The organism is Nocardia puris (assembly GCF_036051655.1).
Classification (GTDB): domain Bacteria; phylum Actinomycetota; class Actinomycetes; order Mycobacteriales; family Mycobacteriaceae; genus Nocardia; species Nocardia puris.
In genome coordinates, this window is sequence record NZ_CP107943.1 from 2,962,402 (window position 1) to 2,988,915 (window position 26,514).

The window sequence follows — 26,514 nt, forward strand, 5'->3', positions numbered from 1 at the left end:
GAGCGACAGGTAGTGCTCATGCTGGCAGGTAGTTCCGTATGCGCGCCCGCATTCGCCGAGCGCAACCTTGCGGCGCTCGAAATGGCCCAGGAATTCCTCCCACTCGGCATCGGTAGGGGTGCGGTATTCCTCGCTCGGCCGCGTTCCTCGGCGCCGCGTGATGAACGCGCGGTGGCCGTTGATTGCTTCTTGTGGGTAGACGGCCTTGTAACCCATGGTGGTGGATATGTCGTTGTGACCCAGCAGCATGCGCAATGTGCGGGGGCATCCCGTTCAGAATTGCGTCCGTGGCAAATATTCTGCGCAGGTCGTGGGGCACGAAGTAGAGCGGTTGGCCGCCGGCGTCTTTTATGTCCGTCGACTCGAGTATTTCCCTGATGCATTTGCGGATCGTCGACGCCGCTATGGCTCGCGTATGGCTGCCGTTGTTCCACTGGAACAGCAGCGGAGCCGGCGTGGCCCAGCATCGTTCGGAGAGGTCATAGAAGGGGACCAATGGAATGGCTCCGTCCTTCTGCCGAACTCGGGCGATGATCGCGGATATGACATCGGCCAGCTCCGGACTGACGACGAGGAGGCGTTCCTCGTCGGTCTTGGACGGCGCGACGTGCAGCAGCGGGATGATCTGCCCTGCTTGGGGGTGTCGATACTGGATGATGCTGTGATGGCTCGTTTCGAGCATCTCCTCGACCCTGACGCCGGTGTGCCGAAGAAACTCGACTGCTGCCCAACCCCAGAAGGCACGATGGTCCTCGGCACGAAGGTGGCGGCGGCGGCCGGTCGAGTCGAAGACGCCCGTAACCATACTGAGCCGCTGATTTTCGTTTCTGCGTGCGGAGACTCTGGTGAAGGTCTCGCCGAAGACGGTGAACGGCTTGCCGGGTTCAGAATTCAACGCTGCGTCCAGTCGGAGGCGGGCCTCCTCGGTGCGGCGTTCGGCGGTCCGCACCAGAACTGGCAGCAAGGGCAGGCGTTCGCGGGTCCGCTGGTCCATGCGCGCCTTTCGGCGCGAATTGACCTTCCTGGTCGAGTGCGCGGTTTCCGACGCGCGGATGGGGCACGGAACGGCCCATCGCGGCCATCGCGCAGAATCCTCGGTAGCCCATTGCGCGATGTCCAGGTAGAACGCCCGGACTGTGGTCAGGAGTTGGAGGTAGTTCACCCGTGGGACGGTGACCTCGACGGTGGTCCCGTCCGGCAGGCGCTTATTCTGGATCTTGACGCGGAGGCGTTCTTTCCACGCATGCGCCACTTTCGGGTCGAGGTCGAGCGAGTCGATGCCTGGATGGTGTGCTTCCAGATCCGTCCAGAAATTCATAACCAGCACCCGCGACAACGAGTCGAGTGTGGTGTAGTCCAGGGCGACTTGCCGTTCCGCCAGGTAGCTGACCAGCAGGTTGCGGACCTCGGGATCAGCGACGTGATACCGATCCACGAGTCGCTCGATGCTGGATCGTCCGCCATAGTTCATGATTGCGCGCAGGGTCACCGGCGCACCCTGCGGAAGGAATCCCGCAGCCTCGAGCAGGGTGTAGAACAGATAGCGCCCCTTTCCGGGCAAACCGATGGCTATCTCCTGCTTGCGTAACTCGACACAGTCTCCGACGGTGATGTCGCGAACGCCGCCGCCCTTGGTCAGCAGCAGGACACAGAGCTGCCATCGGATGACGGGGAGGCAGGTGCTCGACCGGATTTCGGGCGTCATCGCCGTCTTGAGTAGCCCGAAACCCGACGGATCGCGATACTCGGCGATCCTAGTCGTCCAGGTTCCGGTTCGGTTGATAGTAAGCAGGAATGTCGGGCTGGGACAGATGATCCTTGCAATGGACAGCAGCATCAGCGCGGTCAGCAGCTGGGACTTGTCGCCTACCCGGCCGTGTGCCCGGTGCCATTCCGCGGCGGCCGCAGTCCAGTGCGGCTCAGCGGTTTCGGCACCGCTGGCCTGCCATCGCTGCTGCCAGGTCTCGCCAGGGAAGATCTCCAGCCTGCCGAGCAGCCTCTTGACACACAGTCTGCGACGAAAGCGCATATCGTCCGACACCGGAGGAAGCCGTAACCCCTCGAGCCGTTCAATGGTTTTCTCGACGGTCAGGGCCTGACGCGAAGCGGAAAGCACTGGTCGAGCGGGAAATTGATCCAGGATGGTCTCGGCGAGCACTCCACGCGCTTCGCGCGTCAGTTCCTGCTTTCGGCTGGTCGAACCGACCTCAGCCGTCGCTGTGGTTGTCGATGATTTCACTGCGTCCTGCCGAATATGACGTCGAGAGAACGTGGGTCGTAACCCGACGCTGGCGGCTCCGGTGGGGCTGCCGCGCGCTCGTTCTGGCGCGCGTGGTGGGCGAGCGCAGCCGTGATCACCTCACCGTGGGTAGGGGTGGTGTAGAGCTGCGTGGTCGTCAGATCGGCGTGGTCAAGGATCCACTGGACGTCGGTGATGTCCATGTCCGGGTCATCGGCCATGCGGTAGGCCGCGGTGTGCCGAAGGGCGTGGAGCGGATAGTTGGAGCCGAGCGCTTCCTGGGCGCGGGTGAACATTGCTCGGGCCGCGTGATAGGACAGCGGCCGCCAAGGTCGGCGTAGCGTGAACCAGAGTGGATGGCGGTGACCGCGGGAAGCGCCCTTGCGCCAGAGTTATTCCTGGTAGAGCCGCAGCCAGACGAACGCATCAGGCGAAGCCGGCAACTGCTGAGCTTTGCGAGAACCCTTTCGTGTAACCGTGATCAGTTGCTGGCCGGGATCCTCATCGCCCTGGCAGGCGGACAGTAGTTCTTCGGCGCGGGCGCCGGTGGACACCCAGAGCGCCAGCAGGGCGCGGTCCCGGTTCGACTTCAGTGCCGCGAACACCGTGTTGAATTGCTCGTCGGGGATCTTCTTCGGGATCCGCTTGGGAACCTTCGGCCGATAGCGGCCGACCCGCTCCTTCCGATGCGGATCCATCGGGTTGTGGTGCGCGTGAGCCCGCCTTGAGCGTCGTGAGCGGTCCAGCGGGAATGGGTTGATCAATGGGCCTTTGCCGAGTTCCAGCTGGAAGTCGTAGAACGCCCGCCAGACGGTCTCGGCGTGCGCCCGCGACGCTGGCGAGTACTTCGGTCCCGGGCTCGGCCTGCCAGTGACGGCATTGACGACCTGGCTGGGGCGGCCGCGGGGCAAACCGGGCAACTGGCCGTCGGTCCGGTGCCGCCAATGAACTCTCATCGGCTTGTCCGCCAACAACCTCCATCGTCCGAAGTCGCGCCCCTCCATTGGCGTTACTTTGTCCCACGACATGCCGATCGCGGCGAGGAACCGCCACCAGCGAAGCAGATCGCTGCCATATGACCGGATCGTCGACGGCTGCTTGTCGGTGGCCTGTAGCTCGGCGAAGTACCTCGCCGCGGGTTCGATGACCGCGCCGTTCGCGTCGAGAAGCTGGTATGGCTCCCACACGTCACCGGTCCTTTGGAGCCGACCGACGTCCGGCACAACGAGTCTCGACAGATATCGCTCGCCGCCCTCTTCGCACATGGCGAGGAAAGCTAGCAGAAACCTAAGCTGACCTGCAAGGATTACGAAGTTAGTTCAGTCAATACGTCATCGAGGCTTGCGGCGGGGTCTTGGAGGGGGTCGAGCTTTGGGCCGACGGCAGCACGATGCGACGGTACTGGATCGACTAGAGGCGCCATTGCTCGATCGTGGTCCCACCGCCGTCCCGCACCTTGGCGGTGAAGCCATTCCGTTGGCCGAACCCGCAGATCTCGGGTGTGAAATGGGCGTGCGCCTGCGTGGGCATCTCGGCAGGATGCGAGCATGGTTGCCCCGTTGGATATCCCGCGTTTGACTGCAAACGACAGATTTGTGCTCCGCTCCTGGGAGATCAGCGACCTGCCTCTGGTTCGAGAGGCGTCGAGCGACGATCACATCCCGTTGATCACGACCGTTCCGGCGGTGTACTCGCGAGAAGCAGGCGAAGCCTTCGTGCGTCGGCAGTGGGAGCGTGTATCGACCGGCAGTGGGTATCCGTTCGTCATCGTGCGGGTTGAGGACGGTCGGCCGCTCGGGTCGGTCGGTCTGTGGTTGCGGGACCTGGACGAGGGGCGTGCGATGCTGGGCTACTGGGTGGTCAAGTCCGCTCGTGGTCAGCGGGTCGCTGCGGAAGCGCTTCGAGCGGTCACTGCCTGGGCCCTTACTGACCTGAAGATCCGCCGCCTTCACCTATATGTCGAGCCCTGGAATGCCGCATCCCAGCGGACGGCTGAGCGTGTGGGTTTCCAGTGTGAGGGCCTGCTCCGCAGTTGGCAGCTGGTCGGCGAGGAGCGTCGGGACATGATCATGTATTCGATGTTGGGTTCTGATCTGTCCTGATCGGCCGCCTGTTGGCTGACCTCGGTGGGCACCTCCAGATTCGGTACCGTCGCTTACGACCATGACGGCCTCCTACTCGGTCAGGGCTACTATGACCCGCTATCGCCCGGGACGACGATCATCCCGGACGGGCTGCCGAGCGGGAAATTAGCTGGTGAAGGCCGCTGTTCGCGCGGCACTATTGTCCGATGACCGAGATCGAAATCCCGGTGTCCCGGATCGCGTGGAGCGAGCTGCCCATCTCGGTGCGAGGCGAGATCGAGAGTCGCTTGGGCGCGGGAGTGCGTTCGGGATCGACCCAACCGGGCGGATTCAGCCGCGGAATGGCATCCCGGCTAGCGATGGTGGACGGTCGCACGGTGTTTGCCAAAGCAATCCCCATCAGAGACCGTTTCGCCCACCGGTACCGGATCGAAGGCGACACCGCGACTCAGCTCCCAGCAGAGATCCCGGCACCAGCGGTGAGGTTCATGCTGGAAATCGACGGGTGGCGAGTCCTGGTATTCGACGACGTCACCGGTCGCCATCCCCGTTTCGACCAGCCTACGGAATTGGCGGCGGTGCTCGCCGTGGTCGAGGACATGGCACGGATGCTGACACCGAACCCACTACCGGACGTACCGACCCTGGCCGATGATCTCGGATCGGACTTATCAGGTTGGCGGAAGCTGGCCGGCGGCGAGCTGGCCGGTAACTTGGACGAGTGGTCGGCCCGGAACGTGGATCGGCTCGCTGTTCTCGAATCCGGGTGGGAGCGTGCCACGGTCGGGCAGACGTTGCTGCATACCGATCTTCGCGCCGACAACATGCTGGTGCGCCCCGATGGCACGGTGATGATCGTGGACTGGTCCTGGCCATCCGTGGGTGCGGCGTGGGTGGATCTGGTGTTCCTGGCGACCGCCTTCGCCCTGCATGGGGTCGATCCCGAACCGATCCTGGGCTCGCACGCCCTCACCCGGGGCGTCGATCCTGATGCGATCTCTGCGCTGGTGTGCGCGCTGGCGGGGTACTGGATCCGAGAGAGCCGTCGGCCTGGAGGGTCGCAGTCGGTGGCTCTGCGTCGGCACCGCGCCGAGTCAGGTCGCGCAACGGTTGCGTGGTTGCAGCGGCGGGTCGGGTGGAAGTGAGCGCAGCGCGGTCCGCTATGACCGGTGGTGTGAACACGAGGTACGAAGTCGAACATGCGCAGCGGATCGCCGCCGCGCATGACGACCTGGAGCGGCACGGTGCCGCGGTGGTGTCCTGGCTCTTTCCCGCGTCAGTTCGGTATGCGATTGCGGCTGAGGCCATCTGGTTGGCGGAGCAGTTGGGCGTCCGTCGGGACTTGGCTTTCGCCGAGACAGGTTTCACGCCTCGCCGGATGAGGAACGTGAGGCGGGCGCAGATCGCGGAGAGCGGAGTTGTGATCCGGGAGACGTATGCATCACCCGAGGTCGCCGTGAGGTTCCCCCGCATTGCTGGAGGGCGGAGTAATCAGGTTCCGGACGGAACCGGGTGATGGTAGCTCGCTTCGAACTCGTCCGGTGATCGCCAACCCAGCTTCTTCTGGATGCGCTGGCTGTTGTACCAGCCATCGATATAGGCGAACAGGGCGTTCTCGGCCTCGTCGCGGGTCCGCCAGGCCCGGCGATAAACCAGTTCGGTCTTCAACGTGGAGAAGAAGTTCTCCATCAACGCATTGTCGTAGCTGTCGCCGACCGATCCCATCGATTGCGCGATCCCATTGTCCGCCAACCGGTTAGCGAACCGGATCGCTGTGTAGGTCGAGCCTCTGTCGCTGTGGTGAATCAACTCACCGTCGCGGATGTCACGGCTCCAGACCGCGAACTCGAGTGCACCGAGTACGAGTTCGGTGTCACAGCGGTCCGAGGTTTTCCATCCTACGATCCGGTTGGAGAACGCGTCCCGCACTGCCGCCAGCCAGAACGCGCCCTGACCGCAAGGGATCCTGGTCGCGTCGGCCACCCACAACCGGTTCGGCCGATCCGCGGTGAAGACCCGTTCGACCAGATCCGGTGCCGGCGCTGCCCGCGGATCGGACCGTGTCGAGGCGATCCGCCATCGTTTCCGCAGGAAAGCGCCCTGCAACCCGGCGCCACGCATCACCCGCTCCACCCTTTTGCGGCCCACCGAGATCCCGCGGCGGGCCAGCATCGCATGCACCCGCGGAGAACCATAGGTTCCGCCGGAGCTGGTATGGATATCGACGATCTCGGCCAGCAACGCCTCGTCCGCGAGCTGCCGCGACGAGGGCTGTTCCAGGCGTTTGCACCACCAGTAATAGGTCGACGAGGCGATCCCGAGCACCCGCAATACGAGCTCGACCGGGTGCCGGCTGTCCTTGACGAACCGCACGATCACCTCCGGGTCTGGCCGAGCTCCGAGGCGAAATACGCACTCGCAGAACGAAGAATGTCGTTGACCCGCTCCAGCTCAGCGACCTGTTTACGCAGGCGCTTGTTCTCCTCGGCCAGATCCGTGTCTGCTGGTTCCGGTCGCTGCCCGGTATCGGCTTGGCGGATCCAGTTCCGCAAGGCCTCATGATGCACACCCAACTGCTGGGCGAGTTTGCGGATCGTCGGTTTCGGATCCGACTCCAAATACAGCCGGACCGCTCGGGCCTTCAACTCGTCCGGGTATTTCTTCGGTGCTGCCACGTGGGGCTCCTTCCCGGTCCTATCGGACCATGCTCAGAGCCCTCCAAGGAAGCGGGGGAACCTCACCGAGGTTGTGGCTGCCGTGGCCGGTCAAGCTGTGTATTCATGCCCGTATGAGCCCGAACAGTTCGTGGTTACCCAGCTGGACCGGGTGGGTGACACGCATGGATGGCATTGGGACGATTACAGTTTCGCGCTGGTGTGGGTGGCCGAATGCCCGGACACCGTTGACGGCGGATTCGTCGAGTGTGTCCCGGGCACGGTGTGGGATAAGCAGCAGCCGGGCATCGAGCAGGTACTTCGTGATCGCGCGATCCACCGGCTGGAGGCCGGTCCGGGACAGGTGTATCTCATGCGGGCGAGTACGACGCTGCATCGGGTGCACCCGATTCGGCGGGGCCGCCGCACGATTGTGAACATGGCGTTCGCGGCGGAGGATGAATTGTCGCGGCCCGTATCGCACGAGACGATGGACGCACTGTGGTCCGAGCCTGGGGATTGAGCGGAGGAAACCTTGCCGGTTGAGAGCGTCACATTGGGATCAGTGGACGGTGTGCGGCTCGACGCAGCGGTCCATATGGCATCCGTTCCGGCCAAGGGGGTCGTGCTGCTGGTGCACGGGATCACTGTGGATATGGACGAGGGCGGTGGGATGTTCGTCCGCTTGGCCGAGCGACTGACCGCTGTGGGATTTGATGTCGTGCGGTTCTCGTTCCGGGGGCATGGAAACAGCGGTGGGACGCAACGCGGAGTGACCATTGCTGGCGAGTGCCTGGATCTGGAGGCTGCGGTGCAGTTCCTCCAGGGGCGGTTTCCGGGCCGGTTTTCGATTGTGGCGGCTAGTTTCGGGGCCGTGTCCACGGTGCTGTCGCTGCCGTGGCTTGCTGATGGGCTTGATCGGTTGGTGCTGTGGAATCCTGTCCTCGACCTGCGGCATACGTTCCTGGAGCCGGATTTGGCGTGGGGTGAAGAGAACTTCGGCGCGTCGCAGCGCAAACTATTGCACGACACCGGAGTCCTGGTGGTCGACGGGGAATTCGAACTCGGCCGCGTGTTGTTCAGCGAGTTCGCCCACTACGACCCACTGGCACGATTCCTCGACAGCACCGTGCCGTCGCTGATCGTCCATGGAGACCGTGACACCGCGGTCTCCTACGAGATTTCCGCTCGGGCCGCGATGTCGAGGCCGAATACGGCGCTGCGTACCATCGCTGGTTCGGATCACGGCTTCGACTCGCGGGAGCGCGAAGATCAGGCGATCTCGGAGACGGTTGACTGGCTGGTCGGCCAGGTCGCGCCCGCCTCGTGACTCCCAGGGACCTGCACGGGCCGATTCGGCTCGGTGATGATGTGATCATCGGCGAGCACTGCGTTCTGGGATGCCCGAAGGAAACGCGTCTGCGGGAAGCTCAACGTGGGCGATGGTCGGCGGGTACTCCTGTCGTGATCGGAGATCGGAGTCTGCTGTTCAACCAGGTCATCATCCAGGAAGGCACAGCTCTTGGCATGGAGTGCGTGGTAGAAGACCGGGCACGGATCGGGTACGGGTGTGTGATCGGCGACCGGACCCGGGTCGTCCACGGCGCCTACATCTGTGATCGCGTCACGATCGGCGCGGACGCGTGTGTCGCTGGGTTCGTTTGCGATGCGACGGTGATCGGTGACCGCGCGACCGTGATGGGCGAGCTGGTCCACGAGTACACGAGTCCGCATCTGGGTTGGTGGGGAGTGGATGAAGAACCGCCCGTGGTCGAGGCGGATTCGGTGGTCGGGTTTGGTGCACGAGTGGTCGGCGGCGTCCGGATCGGGCCTCGCAGCTACGTCGCGGCCGGCGCGGTCGTGACCAAGAACGTGCCGAGTGAGCACGTCGTCACCGGCGTCAATGTTCACACGCCGATCGGCGAGTGGCCCGGTAAACGTCTTTCGGCGCTGATCGAACACTGGACGGCACCGCGACCGATGCGGTGATCGAAGCCGCGCATCACCACCGAATGAAGTCGGAATTCTCGGTGTCGCTGCCGGCGTCGTCCTTCGGTCGTTGTGTGACCAGCGGCGGATCGAACGCTAGCGCGGTGAGTCGCGGTGCGAACCGTGCCCGCACATCGGGTCGTGGATGTGGTGTGTAGAGGGCGGGAAGGAACTCGTCGACCGGCACGATGGCCTCGGTGAGTTCGGTGGACAGTGCGGTACGCAGGCCACTGCGAGTGAGCAGATAGGCGTAGCTGCAGTGGCTGTAGCCGGGGTGGACGATCCCGGGAACCGGCGTAGGGGTGTCCGGCCGGAGCAGGTCGCGCCCGAGGTACAGCATGTCGAATGCGATATCGACTTCGTCGATCAGGTTCAGGGTCTGGAGAAGGCGTGGTGCGAATTCCGGTGGGAGGGTCGCGTCGTCTTCGAGGATCAGAGTGTACGGGGCTGCGCTGTGCTTCTCGGCGTGGTTCCGGCATGCGAGATGAGCGAGAGTGCAGCCTATTTCGCCGTATTTGAGCGGTCGATTCCACCACGGGTTGTCGGAGTCGATTTGCCAGTCGAACAGCTTGATTCCAAGCGCCTGGAGGTCGCTGGTGGCGAGTTGCCGGCCGTCGATGACCACGTCGAGGTCCGAGGTGTAGGTGACCGTCATTGCCGAAGGTAGCCGGGCGCTGATCCATGCTCGGCGGTCTTTCCGCCGTGGCAGATTCACGACATAGGTGGCGATGTCGTCCAGATTCGTCACGCCGTTTGCCCGGGGGAGCAGCGGTGATGGCAGGTGAAGCGTTTGGTGTTGTCGATCACGACTCCCCAGTTCGCGCCGTGGGGGCGGGACATGAGCAGCAGGGGCTCCATGACGGTGAGGTCGGCGACGTCGGTGATGCCGCCGACGCGACGGGCTTCGGTGACCACGACGAAGTCATCCTGACCGACGTGGTCGGAGAGGTATTCGACATTGGTGGGTCGTCGTCGTGGATCGAGTAGTGCGCGGGCCGCGCCGAGGACCCCGAGGGTGAGGCACCCGCCCAGCAGTAGCGCGGTGGTTCCCTGCACGGTGAGCCGGGTGAGCACGGCGAGGTCTTCGATCAGCTCGCCACCGGGTGTCCACCGTGGAGCCATACAGAGGTTGTCCAGTTCGGGTACGACGAGCGGGTCGTCCTCACCGAGCGGATTCGCATCAAAGTAGAAGGGTAACTGAGGGAGGAACTCCCGGTATTTGGCGTTCCACGGTGGGCCGCCGATCACCACGAGAACCTCGACCTGGGTATCGAAGTACTCCGAGGGCGCGAAGTCGCGCACAACCGCGGTGGGAGCGAGTTGCGCCAGTTGGGTGCGGACGAAGATCAATGTGTCCAAGTCAGCGAACTTGGCATACCGCAGGTAGTTCCGATCCTGTGGTGACGCATACTCTGGACGTTCGTCCACGGGGATTTCGGAGCAGACAATGTCGACGCCACCGCTAGGCCGCGTTTCATAAGCCTTGGCCGGATAACCACAGGTTGATTGCGGCGACGCGGACCGTGGCCAGGTAACGGACAGCGAGTTTGTCGTAGCGGGTGGCGACAGCGCGGTGTTGTTTGAGGCGGCTGATCGTGCATTCCACGGCGTGCCGGAGTTTGTAGAGACCAGGGTCGAACGCCGGCGGCCGGCCGCCGGCGTTGCCCTTGGCCACACGATGCGCTGCCTGGTCCGCCTTGATCGGGATGGTTGCCTTGATCCCGCGTTTCCGCAGGTAAGCACGGTTGGCCGCCGAAGAATAGGCTTTGTCGGCCAGGACCCGATCCGGCCGCGACCGGGTACCACCGACCGAGAGCCGCGGCACCCGTATATCGCCGAGCACCATCGTGAACTGTGGGCAATCAGCCCACTGACCAGGCGTGACCACCAGCGCCAGCGGCCGCTGCCCCTGGTCGGCGGCCAGGTGCAGCTTCGTGGTGAAACCGCCCCGAGACCGTCCCAGCCCGTGGTCAGCGGGTTCGTCGTCGAAACCACCCGCCGCCTCGACCTGGCCGTCGAAGTCGCGGCGCGCACCCGCCGCATGCTGGTGCGCGCGGGCGATCGTGGAGTCCACGCTCACCGTCCACTCGATCTCACCGCCCGCATCGGCGTGGGCTTGCAGTGCGGTCAGCACCGATTCCCACGTGCCGTCACGCTGCCAGCGGCGGAACAACCCATACACCGTCTGCCACGGCCCATATACCCTCGGAATATCACGCCACGGACTGCCTGTTCGGATCCGCCACCGGATCCCGTCGATCAATCGGCGTTTCGACCACCGCGGTGGCCGACCCGGCTTCATACCAGCAGGTAGTAGCGGTTCCAGTTTCGCCCACTGAGCATCGGTCAGATCCGCACGGCACGTTGCCGTTACGCTGTTCAAGAGGTCTCCGGTTGGTTTCCGGTTGTGCTTGGTCGTTCAACCAACTACCGGAGACCTCGCCATATCACCAACTTCTCAACCCGGACAACGGGTTCCGTCCCCACACCATCGGGCTTATGAAACGCGGCCTAGAGCGTGTTTCATAAGCCGCGACCTGACAACCACAGGTTGATCGCGGCGACGCGGACGGTGGCCAGGTAGCGGACGGCGAGTTTGTCATACCGGGTGGCCACTGCCCGGTGCTGTTTGAGGCGGTTGATCGTGCATTCCACAGCGTGCCGCAGGGCGTAGAGACCGAGCTCGAACGCGGGCGGTCGCCCACCGGCATGGCCTTTGGCCGCGCGATTCGCGGCCTGATCCGCCTTGATCGGGATAGTCGCCTTGATCCCGCGTCGCCGCAGGTAAGCACGGTTGGCCGCCGAAGAGTACGCCTTGTCGGCCAGAACCCGATCCGGCCGCGACCGGGTACCACCGACGCTCAGCCGCGGCACCCGGATCTCGCCGAGCACGGTCGTGAATTGCGGGCAGTCGGCCCACTGACCGGGCGTGACCACCAGGGCCAACGGCCGCTGACCCTGGTCGGCGGCCAAGTGCAGCTTGGTGGTGAACCCGCCCCGTGACCGTCCGAGACCATGGTCGGCGGGTTCGTCATCGAATCCGCCCGCCGGCTCGGCCTGGCGGTGCGGGTCGCGGCGGGCACCGGCCGCGTGCTGGTGTGCTCGGGCGACGGTGGAGTCCACGCTGACCGTCCACTCGATCTCGCCGCCCGCGTCGGCGTGGGCTTGCAGCGCGGTCAGCATCGATTCCCACGTTCCGTCGCGCTGCCAGCGGCGGAACAACCCGTACACGGTTTGCCATGGACCGTAAACCGCCGGGATGTCACGCCACGGGCTGCCGGTCCGGATCCGCCAGCGGATCCCGTCGATCAACCGGCGTTTCGACCACCGTGGCGGCCGGCCTGGTTTCATACCGGCAGGTAGTAGCGGTTTCAGTTTCGCCCATTGGGCATCGGTCAGATCCGCACGGCACGTTGCCGTTACGCTGTTCAAGAGGTCTCCGGTTGGTTTCCGGTTGTGCTTGGTCGTTCAACCAACTACCGGAGACCTCGCCATATCACCAACTTCTCAACCTGGACAACGGGTTCGGTCCCACGCCATCGAGCTTATGAAACACGCTCTAGGACGCAGGCCCCAGAACCGGCGCACAGCATCGTAGGGATCCTGTTTGCTGGCCCGGCCGTGGTGGCTCGGGCTGCGGTCGATGGCCTGCGTCTGTGCCCCGTCAGGAGCCGACGAGATCGTTACCAGGAGATAAGCCAGGGTGTCGAGGGCTTGGTCGGAACGGCGGCGCACGGTCTTGACCGCGCACTTGAGGTGCTGGGCCAGGGACTCTTGCCTGTCGGTGAGCGTCGGGTAACTGTGGTCAGGTCGAACGTTGAAATCCACTTCGGCGTAGACCCGCTCGCTCTCGGTGAGCTGACCGATCGCCTGACGCAGGATTGCGGCGAGATGTTCGATGTGTTCGGCAGAGCCAGGCTCGGTGTCGGAGTCGCGGCACAGATATGCCTGCACAGGTTCGTCGATGATGGTGAGCAGTGCTGTGGGCCGCGCCAATCCGAGTCCGCGGCGCACCCGTCTCAAGCTGTCCTTCACCTGGTCGATAGAGGGCGGCGCCAGCATCTGTCCACCTTATGTCCAGCGAAGGCGAATGCGACATCGGGTTTCCCGAGCGGCCGTACTACCTGTGTCCAGAAAATGTCCACTCCAGTCCAGGGTGTCCAGAAACTCGGGATGCAGCAGGGATAGCACATACAGCGCAGTGGACAGACACTCGAATCGTGGCTGATCGAAAATCTGTTCGGAAGTAGCAGGATTCGTGCACTCCAGCCACCGTCCAGGAGACCGACGGAAGGGAAAAGTCATGTCGGAGCACGCCACCACCACGGCCGAGCGTGGGGAGTACGAAGCCCCCAAGGTGGAGACGAAATCGATGATCAGCCGCCAGTGCGACTGAGATGACAACCCTGGTCGGCCGCGGTGTGGTCGGCCAGGGACCGGCGGCAACAACAAGGGGTGGTCGAATGCTGACCTTGTACGTGGGTGATCTCCACTTTTCGGGATGGTCGATGCGCGGTCGAGTCGCGGTGGCCGAGAAGGGCCTTCCAGTGGCCGAAAGGATCGTGGAGCTGGATTGGCCGATCCGGGAAAGTCCGGACGGGGTGCTGTTCGCCGGCGACGGGACCGACGAACGCGAGGCCGGTATCGGCTGCGCGTGTGATGCCGACGAACTCGCGGAAGCCGATGTCGAAGGCATTCTGGAGGACTCCGCGATGTCGCTGCTGCCTCGGGTCCCGATTCTGGCCGACACCGAGACCGGAGCCGTTGCCGGAGATGTGGTCTCGATCGCCGAATACCTCGATGAAATCGCACCGGACTCCGGTCCCAGCCTCATGGGCACCACGCGACGCCAACGGGCCTTGGTCCGCTCTATCTCCGCCTGGGCGAGTCACGACCTGCCGTACCTGCGCGAGGGCGCGTCCTACGCACGCTCGCTCCGTACCGCCCCCGGCATTCCTGGGCCCGGCGCGGTGGAGCAGGCACGGTGGCTGTGCGATGTAGTGTCCGGATTGTTGCGCCGTTCGGGCGGTCCGTTCCTCGTCGGAGACTTCGGGCTCGCGGATGTGATGGTGTCGACCTACTTCCAGCAGCTCCGCGGCTGGCATATCGGCATCGACGACCCCACCGTGCGCGACTACGCGGGTCGACTGCTGGAACGACCGTCGGTCGCTGACCACATCGACCAGGCCCGCGCGATCTACCGGGCCATCGACGAAGCCCCGACCGGGTCGCCGCAGTGGATCCTGCGCCACTACCGCTATCACCCGGGCAAGCAATTGCTGCACGACTGGCAACGCGACCGCTGCGAACAACTGGTCAACACCACCGCCGCGGAGGCAGTACAGCTGGCCTATCAGGGTCTCGACCTCGAGCAGATCACGCAGACGCTCGCCCAAACCTATGAGGTGCCGCCGGAGCGCGTTGCCGACGACGTCACCACGTTGTTCGCGCGGCTATCACCCGCCTGACCGCTCGACGCGAGGAGCATCGCTATGCCCGCCACCCTGTCCCGGGCCCTGACCCAGCAGCTGAGATACCGTGCCGACCTCGGCCTGCTGTTCGACCCACACACCGGCACCTTCCATCGACTCCGCAACGCGGTCGCCGAATCGATGGTGTCCCTGATGTTCTCCGGCGCCGATGACGACACCGTCATCGGCGATATCGCGCAGCGCTACAACGCCGCCCCCTCACGCGTCGCCGCCGACGCCGCCGACCTGGTCGCCACCCTGACCTCCCCGCAGCCAGCAGCCGTCCAGGACGACGGCCGCGGATCGTTGCTGGGCGTCGACAAGCGGTTCGACACGAAGCTGGACTTCCCGCTGCGGCTGGAAATCGAGCTCACCGCCGTATGCAACTGGGCGTGCGGATTCTGCTACAACGTGTGGAAGATCGACCCGGACATGAGCGACGCCGAGGTCCGGCGCGCGGTAAAAGCATTGCCGGAAAAGCATATTCCGACCGAGCTGGCATGCTCGATCCTCGACGAATGCGCAGACCGGGGCTGTTTCGTCATCCGCTACAGCGGCGGTGAGACACTGCTGCACCCCGATGCGATGGAGATCTTCGAACACGGTGGACGCCGCGGCCTGTACCAGGTGGTGTTCACCAACGGCCACTTCCTCACCGCCGAACGGGCGAAGCGGCTGGCAGCAGCGAACGTGCGCTGTGTCCTCGTCTCGATCCACGGCGACCGCGACACCCACAACGAACTGACCGGCCATCCCCGCGCCTATGACCGCGCGATCGACGCGATGCGACTGCTGATCGACGCCGGCATCACCGTGGTCGCGGAGATGACACTGGTCAAAAGCAACATCGACGGTGCGCTGGACGTCATCCGCGATGTGCATGCGCTCGGGGTGCGCGAGTTCGGCGTCATGCGCTACGTCCCGACCGGCCGCCACGACGACCGCTACGGCATTCCGGTGTCGGTCACCATGCCGCTGATCACCCGCATCGACCACCTCCTTGCCACCGAATGCCCCGGGATGACGGTGGCGTGGCCCTGCGCGCAGAAGGTGTGCACCTCCGATACCGACACCCCGTTACGGTCCGACGACCCAACCCTCGGATTGCGGCTGTCGCAGATATCCGGGCACTGCGAATCGGGAATGGTGTGGGGCAGCGTCTCCTACGACGGCCGATTGCGGAACTGTCCGCACTCCAACGTCTACTTCGGTTCCCTGCACACCGAACCCCTCGCCGGAGCATGGCCCGCCTTGACCGACGCCGTGCACGCAGCGGTCGCCACCAGGCCAACCTGCACCGGTTGCGCAGTCGCCGACGCCTGCCGCGGCGGCTGCCACCTGCCCAGCTTCTTCGCTCCAGCGACCGGAGTAGCGCTCGGAATGCCCGCTCTCGCCACCGATAGGATTTCCGGATGACCACGGCAACTGCCCACAACGACAACCCCTCCGTCCCCGTATCGATGCAGGAAGCGATCCTTCGTCTGCAGGCGTACTGGTCGCAGCGAGGTTGCCTGCTGGGTCAGCCGTTCAACACCGAGGTCGGTGCCGGCACGATGAACCCCGCCACGCTGCTGAGTGTGCTGGGTCCGGAAATCTGGAACGTCGCCTACGTCGAACCATCCGTACGTCCCGACGACTCTCGATACGGTAAGAACCCGAACCGCTTGCAGACCCACACCCAGTTCCAGGTGATACTCAAACCTGAACCGGGTGATCCGCAGGAGTTGTACCTGGGTTCGCTGGCCGCGCTCGGTATCGACCTCGATGCCCACGATGTGCGGTTCGTGGAGGACAACTGGGCTCAGCCGGCGATCGGGGCGTGGGGTCTGGGCTGGGAAGTCTGGCTCGACGGTATGGAGATCACCCAGTTCACCTACTTCCAACAGGTCGCGGGACAGAACCTCGACCCGATCCCGGTCGAGATCACCTACGGCCTCGAGCGGATCCTGATGGCGATCCAGGGCGTCACACACTTCGAGCACATCGCCTACGCGCCCGGCGTCAGCTACGGCGAAGTGTTCGGCCAGTCTGAGTACGAGATGTCGCGCTACTACCTCGACGACGCCGACATCGACACCACCCGTGGCCTGCTCGCCGCGTACTCGGCCGAAGCCGACCGGATGATCACCACCCGGCTGCCGGTCCCTGCGCATGTACATGTCCTGAAATCCAGCCACGCATTCAACATTCTGGATTCGCGCGGTGCGGTGAGTACAGCCGAGCGCGCGAAGTGGTTCGCGGTGATGCGCAAGCAATCCCGCGAGATCGCCGCCCTGTGGACCGACTTACGTGCGGAGGCCGGGTATCCGCGCGGAGTACACGCCCCGCCGCCGCTGGCCACTTCTCCCGTCGATCCCGCCACGATCACTTCAGCACCCGGATCGGTGCTGCTGTTCGAGATCGGCACCGAGGAACTACCGCCGCATGTCGTGACCGCGAGCATTTCCAGCGTGCGCGCCACACTCATCGAACTCCTTGATTCCACTGCCCTGCCGCATGGTGAGATCACCGTGCAGGCGACCCCACGCCGGATCGGCGTGCGAGTCGAGGGCATCGCCGATAGGGAACCCGACAGCGTGAACGTGCGCCGGGGCCCGAAGGTCGCCGCAGCCTACGATGCCGACGGTAAATCCACTCCGGCTCTCGCCGGTTTCCTTCGTGCGCAGGGTGTTTCGGCCGATGATCTGCAACGGATCGAAGTCGGCGGTGCCGAGCACGTCGCGGTCGAGAGCACTCGCGCCGGCCGTTCGGCGGCAGTGGTACTCACCGATGTCCTGTCCCGGCTCACCCTGTCGTTGCGGGCGGACAAGAACATGCGCTGGCGTGATCCGGAATTGAGTTTCTCCCGCCCTATCCGATGGCTCACCGCGCTACTCGGCGACCAGATCCTCCCGATCACCGCCGGCACATTGGTAGCGGGCCGCAGCACCCGAGGCCACCGCCAGTCCGCTACACCGACGTTCGATCTCCCTGCCGCCGACCACTATCTCCCAGTACTCGAGGCCGCGGGAATCGTCGTCGACCCGGTCGAGCGCCGCGCACGCGTCGTGTCCTCGGCCGCCGCTCTGGCTGAGGCCGCGAACGGCCGGATCGACGTCGACGGCGACGCCGACCTGATCGATGAGATCACCAACCTCGTCGAATCCCCGACCGGTATCCTGGGCCATTTCGACCCGAAATACCTCGACCTGCCAGAACAAATCCTCATCACTGTGATGCGCAAGCATCAGCGTTACCTCCCGGTCCGCTCCGGCGCGGGTGACCTGCTGCCGGTCTTCGTGACGATGGCCAACGGCGACTGCGACGCCGACGTCGTCCGCGGCGGCAACGAAAACGTGCTCCGCGCCCGCTTCGAGGATGCCGCGTTCTTCTGGAATGTCGACCTGACCATCGCCCCTGACCAGTTCCGGGCCCGGCTCGGGGCACTCATGTTCCACGAGAAGGTCGGCACCATGGCTGACCGCGCCGACCGCATTGCCACAGCGGCCTCCATACTTGGCACCCGCAGTGGCCTCCCTGCTGCTGACGCGGCCACCTTGACCCGCGCTGGTGCCCTCGCGAAGTTCGACCTCGCCACCCAAATGGTGATCGAAATGACCTCCCTCGCCGGCACTATGGCGCGCGAATACGCGACCAAGTCCCGCGAATCCGAACCAGTGGCCACGGCACTGTGGGAAATGGAGCTGCCCCGCTCGTCCGGAGACGACCTCCCCACCACCACACCCGGCGCGCTCCTTGCATTGGCAGACCGCTTCGACCTCCTGGTCGCGATGCTCGCCGTCGGCGCCAAACTCACCGGCAACGCCGACCCCTACGGCCTGCGCCGCGCGGCAGCCGGAATCCTGGCAATCCTGCGCGACCACCCCGAACTCGCCGACGTCACCATCCCAATCGGCCTCAGGACCGCCGCCGACCAACTCCGCGGCCAGGGCCTCACCATCGACCCCGCGGTCCTGTCCACTGCTGAGGAACTGATCACCACCCGCTACGAGCAGCGACTCCGCGACGAAGCAGTCGGTCCAGGACTCATCGCCGCAGTCCGTCCCTCCGCCGAGGCCCCGCATCGCGCGGACATGTTGATCGACCAGATCAGCGAAGCCAGCGAGGACAACCGATTCGCCGACCTTGTGGAAGGACTGCAACGGATCATGCGGATCCTGCCTGCCGCCGCGCCCACCACCTACGACCCCGCTAGGCTCATCGGCCCCGCCGAGCAGCAGCTCCTGACCGTGATGGGTTCGGTGCCTGTTGCCGATGGCAAGCCGTTGACCGAATGGATCCCCCACGGCCACACCCTGATCGAGCCACTGACCACGTTTTTCGACGATGTCCTGGTCATGGCCGACGACCCCGCCGACCGCACCGCACGGCTGGGTCTACTGGCCGCGATCCTGGCGAAAGCTCCAGCCGGAATCGACTGGCGAGAAGTCCACCAAATGCTGCAGAAGCGGGATGGATGACACTCATCGACCCGGCACCGCGCAGGCGGCTGGAGCCATGGCGGATCGCGACGTCATTGTCAGACGGTCAGAGCTTCCGTCATGAGTTACCGCTGCCGCCGCGCGGGCCGCCGCCGTCAATTCGTGTTCGGCAGGAAATCGAATTCGCCGTCGCGGGCTCCGGCAACGAAGGCGGTCCATTCGCCATCGTCGAAGCGGAGCCTGATCGCGCCATCCGCAGTCTGGACGAGGGTGTCCGCTCCGTCCTTGCGGACATTGACGATGCCGTTGGCGCTGCGCGAGCCGCTGCGCGATTCGTCGATAAACGCGGTCCATGCGTGGAGATCGAAGGTGATCGTGCCGTGCGAGGGGTGCTTGCTGTGCCGCAGGTAGACGCGACTATCGCGGGGGGCGACGTCCACGCAGTTCTCACCGGCCCCGCTGTGGCTGGATGTCCGCCAGCCGGCGGAGGGGGCGACCTCGACGCAGTTCTCGCCGTTGCTGCTGTAGCTGGATGTCCGCCATTCGAGGCGGGTGCCGGTGTTCACCGTCACTCCTTGTCTGTCAGGGTGCTGATTCGGGCTCTGATGACTTCAGCGGAGTCGGACTCCGACAGCGCTGCCTCACAGAGCCGGTCAGCTGCCATTTTATACAACTGCACCTGGTCCTGTTCCTGCATGTACAGGGCGCCAGCCGGGTATTCGACATATCCGATCGATTGGGCATTGTCGAAGTTCAGCAGCATGAAGTCGCCGTCGAGTCCGTCGTGGACGGTGACGCTGAGCGGCATGATGTGCAGCTCGACGTTGTCGAGTTCCTGCAGTTCGAGTAGGCGCTCGAGTTGCGGCCGCATCACCGTAGAACCGCCGACCAGGCGATCGAGTACGACTTCCTCCAGGACGGCGCGATACCGCAGCGGGTTGTTTGCTGCGGTGAGGCGTTGTCGTGCCATCCGCGCCTCCACAACCTGAGGTGCATCGATCGGCGGAACTCTCAGGTTCCCCTGAAGAAGCGCCATTGCGTACTCGGGTGTCTGGAGCTGTCCTGGGAGCAGTGTCTGTTCGTAGGTGAATACCGAGGTCGCGAGCCCTTCGAGTCCGACGAAGGTGCGGAACCAGTTCGGGAAGGCGTCGCCGAACGGCGCCCACCAGATTGTCTGGTCGGCCTGGGACGCGAGCGCGGCGAGGCGTGTGATGTGGACGTCGTCGGCGCCATAGAGCTTGAGTAGGTGAGTTACCTCGTCAGGTTGTTGCTGATTACGGCCCGATTCGAGGTAGTTGATCTTTGTCTGGGTGCAGCCGAGGTGTTCGCTGGCCTGGCGCTGTGACATGCGGGCTCGTTCCCGAGCGTCGCGTAACTCCCGGCCGATGAGGAACCGCAGGGCATTCGGATCTGACCGGTCCCATCCTGGCGTCGTCATCGCGGCCTCCATTCATCGATCGTGCGTTAGCACCCTATCCCGCCTCTCAGGGTGGATCGCCCCATCCCTTGCGGCTGGTATATATACCAGCTACATTACTCTCAATGTCGTGGCATGAGTAACACATCAATACCGCGCACTCAGCGAGTGTTCGAGTGATCTCAGGAGTGATCAGCCATGCAACTTGTAACTGGAGCCGATACTGACCGGCTGTCCGCGTGGTATGTCGGGCAACAGTCGTGGACGTTGCCGTGGATGCAGGGCAGGACGGTGGACACCCTGGCCGCGAATGCGGCTGTTCATGCGGGTGAGGCACTACAGGCTGCGCCTCCACCCGGCGATCCCCGCTGGAGAGATATCCGCTTCGGTGCTGACGCGCTGGGGCTGACCGTCCATGAACTCGCGGTTGTACTGGGTGTCACCTGCACCATTCCTGATCTCCCACCGCGTCGTGCGCGGATCTGGCTACCGGGCGAGCGGAGGTGAGCGCGGGTGTTGTCGAACGCGGACCGAGAACCGTCGTTGATGTACGGGTACCTGCGCAAGGAACTGCTCGGTGACCACCAGAGCGATGTCGAACATCGACTGCGGGATCTGGCTGGGCTGAACGGGTTCAATATCGCGGCCCTCTTCTGCGAGACGGGCGCGGGGACCGGTGCGTTGTGGCAGTTGATGCGGGCCATCGAATCGACCGGTGCCCGCGATGTCGCCGTTCCGTCCGAAGCGCATTTGACTGCGGGCCGTAGTCAGCAGCGGACGAAGTTCCTCCACGATCTCGATGCCGTCGACGGCTTGCGTGTGTGGTGTTTGGACCTGAGCAACCGGTCGGTTGTGCTGAGCGGATTTCGCCGCAGCGTCGTCCTGCCGCGTGAGCGCACGTTGGCTCGACTCCTGCTGCGGACCGGTTCGGTGACTGTAGTGGAGGAGGCCCGCATGGACATCCTCAATACCCTGTCGAGAGCCAGGCTGCGGCACATGGTCGACGACGTCGAACACTTCGTGCTATCTGCTCTGTCCGACTTCATACCCGCAGACAGCGGCGGCAATCCGCCGATCTTCGCCGATCTCACAGCCACGCTGCCGAATCTGACCGAGTCGATCGTTCTGACGGTGTGGCTGTTGCTTCGGGGCCCGGCGTTGGAGGTGCAGGTTCTTCGGTCGCCGATGCTTTCTCTCGAACCGATCGGTCCCGACGTACTTGGCCCGGCAGCGGCTGGCCGACGCTCGCTACGCGGGGGCGCCCGAATCTCTTGGATCCGGCTGCCGATCGAGCCTGGTCAGTCACCGCTGGCGGCGGGGCGAGCATCATGAGGCGGGCATTGGGGATCGTCCGTCGCGATATCGCGGGGGTGGCGGCCGAAACGGTGGCTGCGGGGATCAGGGCGCTGGCGCGCGTGCACCGCATCCAGCTGGACGAGATCGTGTTTCGCGACTCCAGCGAAGGCTTGGTCCGGCTGCTCGCGAATCTGCCCGACTCGGTCGATTTGGTGATGATTCCGTCGGAAGCCCACTTGGGCGCGTGGATTCCCGCCGCCCGGCGCACAGCTGAGGTGTGGTCGGTCGATCGGGGCGTGTGCTGGCCCCAGGGTGAAGGCAGGACGCGGTTGATATCGCGCCCCGATCGCCTGCGGGAGATCCGATGACATCTCTCGCGGGCCACACGGAGTATCCGCTATCGGTCGACTTGGTCCGCCTCGTTCGCGAGGCCGGTTGCGACACATCGGAATCCGGTGTCGTCGTCGAGCATCGAATGCGCGGCGTCGTTGAATGCCGACGGTTCGCCTCGGTCGAAGGGGCTGGTGAAGGCACTGCCTTTGAGTTCGTACCGGCCGCTGGTGGTTTCGGTGGCGGTCCATTCCCAGGTGTTGCCGACGAGGTCGTATACACCGAATGGACTGACACCGCTGGCGTAGGTCGCGACAGGGGTTGTCGTGCCAGGGCCGGAACCGCGAATATTGCATTTGGCTGGGGTCGGTTGGTTTCCCCAGGGCCAGACGTTGCCGCGGGTACCTCGAGCAGCTTTCTCCCACTGCTGGCTGGTCGGCAGGGACTTCTGGGCCCATCGGGCATAGGTGGCGGCGTCGTCCCGGCTCACCCAGACCACCGGGTGGTCGGCGATCTCGCGGGCCGGAGCTGGACCGCCCCAGTGGTGGGGTGCGGAATACCCTTGGGCCGCCACAAATCTCGCGTAATCCGCGTTGGTGGTCGGGAAGACATCGATCCAGTACCCAGCCACCCATACGGGTTGGTCCTGTGGCCCCGCGAGGTAGATCCCTTCGGGAATCCAGGTCATGAGCTTGCCGTCAGCGGGATGGCGGGTGTCGGTGCGTTGCTCAGGTACGTCGGTATCGCGGGCGTCGCTGAGGACGGCCGGGGATATCGCTTCGACGAACCGGGTCAGTTCGTCGCTGCCCAGCCGCGCCAGGATGGTGTCGAGTGCTGCTTGGTTGACCGGGCGGGGACGGATGTTCTTGCCGCCGGCCTCCCAGCGGGAGATCAGCCGAGGATTGACGCCGATGTGTGCGGCGAATTCGGTGATACTCATTCGCCGTGCGTCTCGCAGTGCGCGCGCTTCGGCGCCGGTCCAGCTGCGGACCACGATGCCCATCGCCTGTGTGCTCCCTTCCCCGAGCGGTGGGTTCTGAGCCTAGCCACAATAGTGGCGCAAAGCAGGTCAGATGCGTTGCGGGGGAATGGATTCGTACTCTGTCCGGAGCCTGGCGATCATCTCATGGTCGACGGGCAGGTCGACGTTGTCGATGCGGGCGATGGCTCGAACGCCGACCGCTGCGTTGGTCGCGACCGCGCCGTCGACATGCGGCAGTTCGGCCAGCGTGATGGGTTTGACGACGACGTCCTCATCGAGGGTCTGGCTGAGCAGGCGCATCGTGATGCCGGGAAGTACCTCGGCCTGCGGCCAGATCAGCTGGCCATCGGAGATCACACCGATATTGGAGGTCGCGATCTCGGTGATGGTCCCATCGGCGAGGGTGAACAGGACGTCATCAGCGCCATCGCGTTGCGCGAGGCGACGCTGGTAGAGACTGCCGAACAACCCGACATGCTTGGTTTTGGGCAGGTCGCGGGTGTAGACGGCCGACCGCAAAGTCAGCGGGGCCTGCGGGACGGCGGGAGCCTCCCGCGAGGTGACGAGGATCTGCGGGTCGGCGTCGGCGCCAGGTGTGCCGAGCCCGAGGTGCGGGTCGAACACAGTGACGCGAACAACCACCGGAGACGCCGTGTCCGGCAGCGCGTGACGGATGAGTTCGCGTACCCGGTCGGGGTCGAGCTCGGTGTCGAACACGGTGCGGCAGTCGCGGATGAGTCGGTCCATGTGCTGGCTGAGTCCGCGAACAGCGTGGTTCTCGACCCGCATGGACGTGAAGTGCCCGTACCCGACCAAACCCAATGCAGCGAGATCGGACTCGGTGATCGGCGACCCGTTGAGTTCCATGGGGCCAGTCTGTCATCGACCGGCCTGCCTGGAAGCAGCGCTGGGTGCTCAACGTCAGCGAAACGTCAGTGGAACGCCGTGAAGCGACAGTTCCGGCCAAGCGCCCGCACACCGATTCTGAGGTTCATGGAAACCACCGAGGGCAGAGCCGGGTTCGGGGCCCGGCCGGGCCGCTCGATACATGCGCAAGGGGTTCAGTGATGACCGACGATCTGCCGCAGCGTAATCCAGGAGCGACGTTGCCCACGCATTTCGAGCGGCTGGGCGAGGCGCTGGCAACGGTCATCGTCGCCCGAGACGAGTCCGGCGGCCCGCTAGCGCGGTCGTTCTCGTGCGACGAGGCGACGATGCGACGGGTCGCTGAGCAATTACCGCTATGGACCGGCGACCCTGCGGCCGATTGATCCGCCATGGAGCGCCGCCTGGTCGTTGACTTCGACATCCCGGGAGTGCCGGTACAGCACTACCGAGCAGAGCGGTGTGCCGCAGAGGCATTCGCCGCCGAAGCAACACGACAGGGACTGGCGCGTGTGACGGTCGACGATCTGGCGACCGACGAGATGAAACAACTTCCGTACCAGCGGCTTTTCCTACCCAGTAGAAGGGATGACCACACTGATGGACTCGATACGAGCACCGATGCGGCCTGGCATGCGGCCGATGGACCGCATGCCCGCCATTATCTGCACTGATGTCGGGCACGACCCGGACGATTTGCTGGCGCTCATCCTCGCTGCGGCGGCGCTGCCGCTGCGGCTGGTGGTGACCAGTGACGAATTCGGCGGCGGTCAACGCGCGAGGCTGGCGCGGTTCCTGCTGAACTTGTGCGGGCGGACCGGGGTCGTGGTGGTCGCCGGCGCGGAAATCGAGGGCGCGCAAGCGCGATGGGTGTGCGATGGTCTGGTGCCCGCCGGATTCCCGCCAGTCTCGGCGCCGGTGACCGGGTCGGTAATCGATGCCGTGCGCGCGGTGCTGGGCGAGGCCGGGCGTGCGGTGTGGATCGGTCAGGGACCGATGAGCAACCTGGCCCACCTCTACGCCGACGCACCGGGGTTGGCGCGGCGGCTGACGATCATGCAGATGGGCGGCGGCTTCGCCCATCTGTACAGACGGCCCGATCGTGCCTCGCACAACCTGCGCATGGACCCCGCAAGCGCCCGGACGGTGCTGACCGCGCCCGATCTGGACGTCGCCTTGGTGACCTCCGATGTCACCTTCACCCCCGAGACCGCGATCGACGCGGACAGCGAGGTGTATCAGCTGCTCGCGGCGGCCAACGCGCCGAAGTGGGCGAAACTCGTCGCCGCGGGCTACGACCGCTGGTTCGCCGGGGAACGTTCCGCGTCGATGGCGGCCGACCCGCTGACCGTGACCGCTGCGGCCGGGATCGGCTTCGTCGAGTTCGCCACCCATCACGTGACGGTGGCGCCGGACGCGCGCATGTACGACAACCCCGACGGTGTGGCCCTGTCCATGTCGGTGGCGGCGGACTATGCGGCGTTTCGGGCGTGGGTCACCACGGTGGTGCAGCATGCTCTCGAGGTCGGGATGCGATACGACCCCGCCTTGATCGGGCATAAGCCGGGGAACACCCGACCCGTGGCCACCGGGCACGCCCTGCCGATCGGTACCCGGTAATGGCCGACAGCCTGGTGCGAGGGCACCTGAACCCGGCCACCTTGACACACACCCAATCCAATATGGGCGACTGCTTCGCCGACCCCGGCGCACTGACCTACGGCCAGGCCCTGCATGCCCAGACGCTGCACCAGTACTGCTCACCGAGCTGCGGTGTCCGCAACCGAATCGATGAACAGCTCGGGACTGCGGCCAGTGAAATCGGAGAGGCGAGCCCCGATGACTAGCCCCCATCGCGCAGACAATGAGGCGATCGTGCTCGATCCGTCTCAGGCACACAGCGGACGCATTCACGACGTCCTGTTGGGTGCGGGCAAAGACGCCTATCTGGTGGACCTCGAGGCCGGTCACAAGCTGATCACCCACTCCCGCGCCTTTCTGGTCGCGGCCCGCGCGACACGGTTGTGGCTGCTGCGGGCCGTGCGGTACCTGGCAAGTGAACAGCAGGTAAGGCAGTTCGTCGAACTCGGCAGCGGCTACCCATGCTCGCCGAACCTGCACGAGGTAGCCCGTAACTGCGCGCCGACCGCACGCATGGTCTACGTCGATCACGACCCGGTGGTCGCCGCCCACGGCCGAGTATTTCTCGCCGACGAACAAACTGAATTCGTCCACGCCGATCTGAGCGACACCGACGCCCTCGTCGCCGAGATCACCGCTGCCATGGATCCGAGCGAGCCGATCGCGGTGTGCCTGTCGTTCGTCGCCGAATTCCTGCCCGACCCGGGCATGGTCGTGGACGCGGTCACGACCATGCTGCCGAGCGGCTCGTTCCTGGCACTCAGCCATATCACACGTGACGCTGATCCCGGCCCCGTCGACCGCGCGGCAGATATCTACGCCGGATTCGGCATCGAATTCCGTTCTCGCAGTCGCGACGAGGTCGCGGCACTGCTGGCCGGCTATGACCTCGTCGAACCTGGGCTGGTTGCGCCACACCGTTGTTGATCACCCCACGACGTCGACCAGCGTCGTGCCCGCAACCTCGGCTGGGAGCCGCCGCAGGCCGACGACCTGTGCTGCCGCGCCGCCGTCGGGCGACTGCGATGACGAGGTGAGCCCCGGCGAACGCCAACCCATATGAGCATCAAATGTGCTGATGGACAAGGAGATCCGTAACCATGAT

At 64.8% G+C, this 26,514-nt stretch carries 29 protein-coding genes and 1 pseudogene; 15 read left to right on the forward strand and 15 right to left on the reverse strand.

The annotated features are described in order from the left end of the window. Nucleotides 1-16 precede the first annotated feature (16 nt). From OHB21_RS13220 to OHB21_RS13230, 3 genes and pseudogenes are all read right to left on the reverse strand, one after another. Nucleotides 17-2,158, reverse strand: a complete 2,142-nt coding sequence (locus tag OHB21_RS13220; RefSeq protein ID WP_054814846.1) for a tyrosine-type recombinase/integrase — start codon at nt 2,156-2,158, stop codon at nt 17-19. A 77-nt stretch (nt 2,159-2,235) separates the two neighbouring features. Continuing rightward, a pseudogene (locus tag OHB21_RS13225) lies at nt 2,236-2,577 on the reverse strand (tyrosine-type recombinase/integrase); the annotation flags it as partial. Between the two features lie 54 nt (nt 2,578-2,631). Continuing rightward, nucleotides 2,632-3,426, reverse strand: a complete 795-nt coding sequence (locus tag OHB21_RS13230; RefSeq protein WP_232110913.1) for a site-specific integrase — start codon at nt 3,424-3,426, stop codon at nt 2,632-2,634. Nucleotides 3,427-3,786: 360 nt separating this feature from the next. Here OHB21_RS13230 and OHB21_RS13235 point away from each other — a divergent pair, with 360 nt between their 5' ends. From OHB21_RS13235 to OHB21_RS37740, 3 genes are all read left to right on the forward strand, one after another. After that, nucleotides 3,787-4,341 (forward strand): GNAT family N-acetyltransferase, encoded by a 555-nt coding sequence (locus OHB21_RS13235; RefSeq protein WP_195142878.1) that lies wholly within the window; start codon nt 3,787-3,789, stop codon nt 4,339-4,341. Nucleotides 4,342-4,529: 188 nt separating this feature from the next. Then, nucleotides 4,530-5,468, forward strand: coding sequence for a phosphotransferase (locus OHB21_RS13240; protein ID WP_051047385.1), 939 nt, complete (start codon nt 4,530-4,532; stop codon nt 5,466-5,468). A 17-nt stretch (nt 5,469-5,485) separates the two neighbouring features. Next, nucleotides 5,486-5,839, forward strand: a complete 354-nt coding sequence (locus OHB21_RS37740; RefSeq protein WP_456153867.1) for a HalD/BesD family halogenase — start codon at nt 5,486-5,488, stop codon at nt 5,837-5,839. Here OHB21_RS37740 and OHB21_RS13245 read toward each other — a convergent pair. Together OHB21_RS13245 and OHB21_RS13250 are read right to left on the reverse strand one after the other, a co-directional pair. Further along, a complete protein-coding gene (locus tag OHB21_RS13245) occupies nt 5,815-6,696 on the reverse strand; it encodes an IS3 family transposase (RefSeq protein ID WP_195142960.1) in 882 nt (293 codons plus the stop codon). The two genes, OHB21_RS37740 and OHB21_RS13245, sit on opposite strands and share 25 nt — an antisense overlap. 2 nt (nt 6,697-6,698) lie before the next feature. Then, nucleotides 6,699-6,998: a transposase gene (locus tag OHB21_RS13250; protein WP_195058841.1), complete on the reverse strand. Its 300-nt coding sequence runs from the start codon at nt 6,996-6,998 to the stop codon at nt 6,699-6,701. On the opposite strand from OHB21_RS13250, the gene OHB21_RS13255 reads away from it, so the two are divergent. Genes OHB21_RS13255 through OHB21_RS13265 form a run of 3 tightly spaced genes read left to right on the forward strand, consistent with a single transcriptional unit; the run spans nt 6,910 to nt 8,966 of the window. Next, on the forward strand, nt 6,910-7,500 hold the full coding sequence (locus tag OHB21_RS13255; RefSeq protein WP_456153868.1) for a HalD/BesD family halogenase: 591 nt from the start codon (nt 6,910-6,912) through the stop codon (nt 7,498-7,500). The genes OHB21_RS13250 and OHB21_RS13255 overlap by 89 nt on opposite strands. A gap of 42 nt (nt 7,501-7,542) precedes the next feature. Next, entirely contained in the window at nt 7,543-8,307 is a 765-nt protein-coding gene (locus tag OHB21_RS13260; RefSeq protein ID WP_232110914.1) for an alpha/beta hydrolase, read from the forward strand. 41 nt (nt 8,308-8,348) lie between these two features. Continuing rightward, nucleotides 8,349-8,966, forward strand: coding sequence for an acyltransferase (locus OHB21_RS13265; protein WP_232110915.1), 618 nt, complete (start codon nt 8,349-8,351; stop codon nt 8,964-8,966). 13 nt (nt 8,967-8,979) lie between these two features. Here OHB21_RS13265 and OHB21_RS13270 read toward each other — a convergent pair whose 3' ends face one another. From OHB21_RS13270 to OHB21_RS13290, 5 genes are all read right to left on the reverse strand, one after another. Next, the gene (locus OHB21_RS13270; RefSeq protein ID WP_328438910.1) at nt 8,980-9,714 is read right to left on the reverse strand and encodes a glycosyltransferase family 25 protein; all 735 of its coding nucleotides are present in this window, start codon (nt 9,712-9,714) and stop codon (nt 8,980-8,982) included. Then, on the reverse strand, nt 9,711-10,325 hold the full coding sequence (locus OHB21_RS13275) for a hypothetical protein (RefSeq protein WP_328438912.1): 615 nt from the start codon (nt 10,323-10,325) through the stop codon (nt 9,711-9,713). The genes OHB21_RS13270 and OHB21_RS13275 overlap by 4 nt, the downstream gene beginning before the upstream one ends. A gap of 115 nt (nt 10,326-10,440) precedes the next feature. Beyond that, a complete protein-coding gene (locus tag OHB21_RS13280) occupies nt 10,441-11,349 on the reverse strand; it encodes an IS5 family transposase (RefSeq protein WP_195142877.1) in 909 nt (302 codons plus the stop codon). Nucleotides 11,350-11,489: 140 nt separating this feature from the next. Then, nucleotides 11,490-12,398 carry an IS5 family transposase gene (locus OHB21_RS13285; RefSeq protein WP_328438914.1) on the reverse strand — a complete coding sequence of 303 codons (909 nt, stop codon included), beginning with the start codon at nt 12,396-12,398 and terminating at the stop codon, nt 11,490-11,492. Nucleotides 12,399-12,473: 75 nt separating this feature from the next. After that, nucleotides 12,474-13,028 carry a hypothetical protein gene (locus OHB21_RS13290; RefSeq protein ID WP_328438916.1) on the reverse strand — a complete coding sequence of 185 codons (555 nt, stop codon included), beginning with the start codon at nt 13,026-13,028 and terminating at the stop codon, nt 12,474-12,476. Between the two features lie 401 nt (nt 13,029-13,429). Here OHB21_RS13290 and OHB21_RS13295 point away from each other — a divergent pair, with 401 nt between their 5' ends. Genes OHB21_RS13295 through OHB21_RS13305 form a run of 3 tightly spaced genes read left to right on the forward strand, consistent with a single transcriptional unit; the run spans nt 13,430 to nt 18,897 of the window. Beyond that, nucleotides 13,430-14,434 carry a PqqD family peptide modification chaperone gene (locus OHB21_RS13295; protein WP_043737901.1) on the forward strand — a complete coding sequence of 335 codons (1,005 nt, stop codon included), beginning with the start codon at nt 13,430-13,432 and terminating at the stop codon, nt 14,432-14,434. Between the two features lie 24 nt (nt 14,435-14,458). After that, nucleotides 14,459-15,853 carry a radical SAM protein gene (locus OHB21_RS13300; protein WP_051047388.1) on the forward strand — a complete coding sequence of 465 codons (1,395 nt, stop codon included), beginning with the start codon at nt 14,459-14,461 and terminating at the stop codon, nt 15,851-15,853. Then, complete coding sequence (locus OHB21_RS13305; RefSeq protein WP_328438920.1) at nt 15,850-18,897, forward strand: glycine--tRNA ligase; 3,048 nt, start codon at nt 15,850-15,852, stop codon at nt 18,895-18,897. The genes OHB21_RS13300 and OHB21_RS13305 overlap by 4 nt, the downstream gene beginning before the upstream one ends. Nucleotides 18,898-19,013: 116 nt before the next feature. Here the strand turns inward: OHB21_RS13305 and OHB21_RS13310 are convergent, their stop codons facing one another. Further along, the gene (locus OHB21_RS13310; RefSeq protein ID WP_051047393.1) at nt 19,014-19,424 is read right to left on the reverse strand and encodes a DUF397 domain-containing protein; all 411 of its coding nucleotides are present in this window, start codon (nt 19,422-19,424) and stop codon (nt 19,014-19,016) included. Nucleotides 19,425-19,426: 2 nt separating this feature from the next. Then, on the reverse strand, nt 19,427-20,308 hold the full coding sequence (locus tag OHB21_RS13315; protein ID WP_197986986.1) for a helix-turn-helix domain-containing protein: 882 nt from the start codon (nt 20,306-20,308) through the stop codon (nt 19,427-19,429). A gap of 480 nt (nt 20,309-20,788) precedes the next feature. On the opposite strand from OHB21_RS13315, the gene OHB21_RS13320 reads away from it, so the two are divergent. Together OHB21_RS13320 and OHB21_RS13325 are read left to right on the forward strand one after the other, a co-directional pair. Beyond that, a complete protein-coding gene (locus OHB21_RS13320; protein ID WP_147265986.1) occupies nt 20,789-21,607 on the forward strand; it encodes a hypothetical protein in 819 nt (272 codons plus the stop codon). Nucleotides 21,608-21,645: 38 nt separating this feature from the next. Continuing rightward, the gene (locus OHB21_RS13325) at nt 21,646-21,939 is read left to right on the forward strand and encodes a hypothetical protein (RefSeq protein ID WP_043737905.1); all 294 of its coding nucleotides are present in this window, start codon (nt 21,646-21,648) and stop codon (nt 21,937-21,939) included. 29 nt (nt 21,940-21,968) lie between these two features. Here OHB21_RS13325 and OHB21_RS13330 read toward each other — a convergent pair whose 3' ends face one another. Further along, nucleotides 21,969-22,904, reverse strand: coding sequence for an SUMF1/EgtB/PvdO family nonheme iron enzyme (locus OHB21_RS13330; protein ID WP_084537811.1), 936 nt, complete (start codon nt 22,902-22,904; stop codon nt 21,969-21,971). Nucleotides 22,905-22,970: 66 nt separating this feature from the next. Beyond that, a complete protein-coding gene (locus OHB21_RS13335; protein ID WP_328438930.1) occupies nt 22,971-23,750 on the reverse strand; it encodes an aminotransferase class IV family protein in 780 nt (259 codons plus the stop codon). A 200-nt stretch (nt 23,751-23,950) separates the two neighbouring features. On the opposite strand from OHB21_RS13335, the gene OHB21_RS13340 reads away from it, so the two are divergent. From OHB21_RS13340 to OHB21_RS13355, 4 genes are all read left to right on the forward strand, one after another. Further along, complete coding sequence (locus tag OHB21_RS13340; protein ID WP_043737910.1) at nt 23,951-24,154, forward strand: hypothetical protein; 204 nt, start codon at nt 23,951-23,953, stop codon at nt 24,152-24,154. Between the two features lie 6 nt (nt 24,155-24,160). After that, nucleotides 24,161-24,442, forward strand: coding sequence for a hypothetical protein (locus tag OHB21_RS13345; protein WP_068048176.1), 282 nt, complete (start codon nt 24,161-24,163; stop codon nt 24,440-24,442). Continuing rightward, entirely contained in the window at nt 24,420-25,388 is a 969-nt protein-coding gene (locus tag OHB21_RS13350; protein WP_328438935.1) for a nucleoside hydrolase, read from the forward strand. The genes OHB21_RS13345 and OHB21_RS13350 overlap by 23 nt, the downstream gene beginning before the upstream one ends. Nucleotides 25,389-25,541: 153 nt before the next feature. Next, the gene (locus OHB21_RS13355) at nt 25,542-26,336 is read left to right on the forward strand and encodes an SAM-dependent methyltransferase (RefSeq protein WP_328438937.1); all 795 of its coding nucleotides are present in this window, start codon (nt 25,542-25,544) and stop codon (nt 26,334-26,336) included. Here OHB21_RS13355 and OHB21_RS13360 read toward each other — a convergent pair whose 3' ends face one another. Beyond that, complete coding sequence (locus tag OHB21_RS13360; protein ID WP_328438939.1) at nt 26,337-26,468, reverse strand: hypothetical protein; 132 nt, start codon at nt 26,466-26,468, stop codon at nt 26,337-26,339. Nucleotides 26,469-26,514 lie beyond the last annotated feature (46 nt).